Here is a 3709-nt window from a genome sequence, read left to right as displayed (position 1 = left end):
CGTTACCTCCTAATAAAATGCTAGACCGTTCTGATGGAAATCTTACCCCTGAAGAGATTCGTACTAAAATCCAAGATACTGCCCTTTCTATAGAAGAAGGTTCAGGGCTTGTACAAGCAGATCGGGCTGTTGTAGAAGCATTCGTTTCAGAAGAGATAGGGTCTGACTTTACGGATTTTCTTTATGGAACGAATTCCGCCGACAATATTTATGGAAATAAAGGCGCTGATTTTCTAATTGGACGTGGAGGGCAAGATTATTTAGTAGGAGGAGACGGGATAGACATTTTATTAGGAGGTAACGGCAATGATGTCCTCGATGGTGGTAAAGATAACGATATCCTGATCGGTGGTAAAGGATCTGATCGATTTGTGCTGCGATCGGGAGATGGGCAAGATAAAATACTTGACTATCGTGATGGAGAAGACTTTTTCATCTTAGAGGACATAACATTTGAGCAGATCACAATTACGCAAGACAGTTTTAGCACTTCAATTGAGGTTACAGATACACACGAAAGACTAGCAAAGCTTATTGGATTACAAGCTGACATGATTGAGGCAGAAAACTTTATAACGTTGGCATAGTAAGAGGGCTGGATTAAAACAATTCGCAATTTGCAATTCGCAATTGGCAATTACGTTTTGTAATGGGGATTTAGACCCCGCCACAAAACTTGCGGCTTGTTAGAAGCTGGGGACAACAAGACCTGCCGAAGTTTATTAAATGAACTTTCATTTTACTTTTCTGATGCTTCGTTGCTAACAGTTATGATGCTCATTTGTTCTCACAAAATAGCAACTTCAAAAAGCATGATTTTCTCTAGTGCGCCAGTTGGTACTATTTCACGAGATGCCTGATACAAATGATTTGCCTCTTGCCGTTCTGAGATATCTGGTAGTTCAAAATGATATTTGCGGTCAAAACGGCTGGGGCGATGCCTACGGCGGGCTTCGCTAACGCTAATTGCAGAATCTAAACGTTCTGGACTGCGTTACGCGCCTTAAGAGCGTTATAGAATGGAAATAAACCTTATATACAACATTACGCTAATTAAGCAGAATTGCTCATGACCACTTCTAAACGCCACTACCATATCACTACCTTCGGTTGTCAGATGAATAAAGCTGACTCAGAGCGCATGGCTGGCGTTTTGGAAGACATGGGCTTTGAATGGTCAGAAGACCCGAATAATGCAGATGTGATTCTCTACAATACTTGCACAATTCGGGATAATGCCGAGCAAAAAGTATATTCCTACCTCGGCAGACAAGCGAAGCGTAAACATGAGCAGCCTGATTTAACCCTCATCGTTGCAGGTTGTGTTGCCCAGCAAGAAGGTGAAGGGCTATTGCGGCGAGTCCCAGAATTAGACTTGGTAATGGGGCCACAACACGCCAACCGTCTTAAAGATTTGCTGGAGTCAGTCTTCGACGGCAACCAAGTTGTTGCAACCGAGTCTGTTCATATTATTGAAGATATCACCCAGCCGCGACGGGATAGTAAAGTAACAGCTTGGGTAAATGTAATTTACGGCTGTAACGAACGCTGCACCTACTGCGTGGTTCCCAATGTGCGAGGTGTCGAACAATCTCGCACACCGTCAGCTATCCGGGCTGAAATGGAAGAATTAGGACGGCAAGGTTACAAGGAAGTTACTCTACTCGGTCAAAATATTGACGCTTACGGCAGAGATTTGCCAGGAACAACAGCACAAGGACGGCATCTGCACAACTTCACAGATTTACTTTATTACGTCCATGATGTACCGGGGATTGAAAGGTTAAGATTTGCTACTAGCCATCCCCGTTATTTTACAGAAAGATTAATTAAGGCTTGTGCTGAGTTGCCCAAAGTCTGCGAACACTTCCACATTCCCTTCCAATCTGGGGATAATGAACTTTTAAAGGCGATGGCGCGGGGTTATACCCATGAGAAATATCGTCGGATTATCGATACCATTCGGCGGTATATGCCAGATGCTTCCATTAGTGCTGATGCCATTGTCGGTTTTCCTGGAGAGACAGAAGCACAGTTTGAAAATACCCTGAAACTGGTAGAAGATATTGGCTTTGATATGTTGAATACAGCAGCATATTCGCCACGTCCAGGAACACCTGCCGCTTTGTGGGATAATCAGCTCAGTGAAGAAGTTAAAAGCGATCGCCTCCAACGCCTGAATCATTTAGGAAACTTGAAAGTAGCCGAGCGATCGCAACGTTACTTTGGACGCATCGAATCCGTTTTAGTAGAAGACCAAAACCCCAAAGATCAAACTCAGGTAATGGGACGCACTGGCGGTAATCGTCTAACATTCTTCAGTGGCGACATCAAAGAATTGAAAGGGCAGTTAGTGAAGGTAAAAATTACCGAAGTTCGCCCTTTTAGCTTGACGGGTGAAGCAGTTGAAGTGAGACAAGCCTTATCTGTCTAAGAATTAGACAAATTAAATATGCGTTATCCATAACCCTAGTAGAGACGTAGCACTGCTACGTCTCTACTAGGACTTACGCATTGACAAGAAATACCATATATGGAGAAGTTTAAAAACCACATCTTTCGTAAGGGCTAAGCTTTGCTCATTGGTGTCAACTTAAGCTAAAAATCGCTTATCTGTTGGCTTCCACGCCCGCCTAGAACTAAAGTTCAAGGCTAATAGCTAAAGTCTACTAAAGTAGACTAAAGATTTTTGGCTATATTTAGTCATCAAGAGATGACTTTCGCTATTAGCAAGGAACTTCAGTTCCTTGCGGGACATGGCTTTTACGTTAAGTTGACACGTATGCACATCTGTGCTACCCTACGATGGGATGTTTTTTCACTGGAAGTATCTAAGACGCGTTAAACCATATAAGGACGCAAAGAAATTAGGACTTACGCATCAAGTACGAAATGTAGGGGCAATACCCTGCGGGAAGCCGCTTTGCGTCTACATGAATTGCCCTTACGGTAAATCAAGGCTTTCACTGACTTTTTGCGTAAGTCTTGGAAATAAAGAAGTTGTTTATGCAATATTATCTACAAGCGATCGCGAATCGTTTTGAGTTGATCTTGAGTCTTAATTGGCTTTCGCGGTGCTGGTAATTCGGTATTAGGCCAGTTAGGTAAATCATTGCAGGGGCATAACAACGCTGGCATCCCGACGTTTCGCGCTGCTACTGGCATACTGCAACGGCTGCAAGGTAGCATCTCCCAGGCTGGTGTCAACAGTTCAGCAATGGTTTCATGTGTACCCTCTAGGTAACAATCACCCGATTCTGGTGAGAGAATTTTTTGCCAGCACTCTTCAAATTCTTCACTATAGCGATCGCCATTTAGCACCGATAGCGGAGCGTTAGCGAGTCCGCGAGCGTCTTGGGGCAAAACGCTTGCCTTACCGTTGCTCATAATCAGTTTCTTACCCAACTGAAACCAGTAGGCAAGGTATTCTCTAACTTCTTGTTTGGTTGCCATATTACAATTTTAGATTTTAAATTTTAGATTTTAGATTAATTTGAATTAAGAGTTAAGAATCTTGACCCCTCACTTATCCTTCCCCTCTAATTGGCAATGGATAACCAAGGATGCTGAGATTGAGAACATGACCACCAGTAACTAAATAAACAGTATCGCTGAGTACACCTAGCTGGCGCACTAAAGAACCCAAGCGATCGCGGAACGCCCTCCCAAGAGGATAAGCTGGTACTACACCCCAACCTACCTCTTCTGC

The 3709-nt window shown here is 43.4% G+C and carries 4 protein-coding genes; 2 read left to right on the top strand and 2 right to left on the bottom strand.

The genetic code is table 11. The annotated features are described in order from the left end of the window. A partial coding sequence (locus LC574_RS30795; protein ID WP_368736755.1) for a calcium-binding protein occupies positions 1–587 on the top strand: 587 nt, incomplete at its 5' end. A 482-nt stretch (positions 588–1069) separates the two neighbouring features. Beyond that, positions 1070–2434, top strand: coding sequence for a tRNA (N6-isopentenyl adenosine(37)-C2)-methylthiotransferase MiaB (gene miaB / locus LC574_RS30790; RefSeq protein WP_229457385.1), 1365 nt, complete (start codon positions 1070–1072; stop codon positions 2432–2434). A 584-nt stretch (positions 2435–3018) separates the two neighbouring features. Here the strand turns inward: miaB and LC574_RS30785 are convergent. Continuing rightward, positions 3019–3453 carry a hypothetical protein gene (locus tag LC574_RS30785; protein WP_229457384.1) on the bottom strand — a complete coding sequence of 145 codons (435 nt, stop codon included), beginning with the start codon at positions 3451–3453 and terminating at the stop codon, positions 3019–3021. Positions 3454–3526: 73 nt separating this feature from the next. Then, a partial coding sequence (locus LC574_RS30780; protein ID WP_229457383.1) for a bifunctional adenosylcobinamide kinase/adenosylcobinamide-phosphate guanylyltransferase occupies positions 3527–3709 on the bottom strand: 183 nt, incomplete at its 5' end.

The organism is Nostoc sp. CHAB 5715 (assembly GCF_020829685.1).
GTDB lineage: Bacteria > Cyanobacteriota > Cyanobacteriia > Cyanobacteriales > Nostocaceae > Nostoc.
Note: the sequence above shows the minus strand (reverse complement) of the source record. Positions and strands in the feature narration are given on the sequence as shown.

Coding starts and splice junctions, on each gene's coding strand:
- miaB (WP_229457385.1), top strand. CDS start 1,070: ATGACCACTTCTAAACGCCACTACCATATCACTACCTTCGGTTGTCAG.
- LC574_RS30785 (WP_229457384.1), bottom strand. CDS start 3,453: ATGGCAACCAAACAAGAAGTTAGAGAATACCTTGCCTACTGGTTTCAG.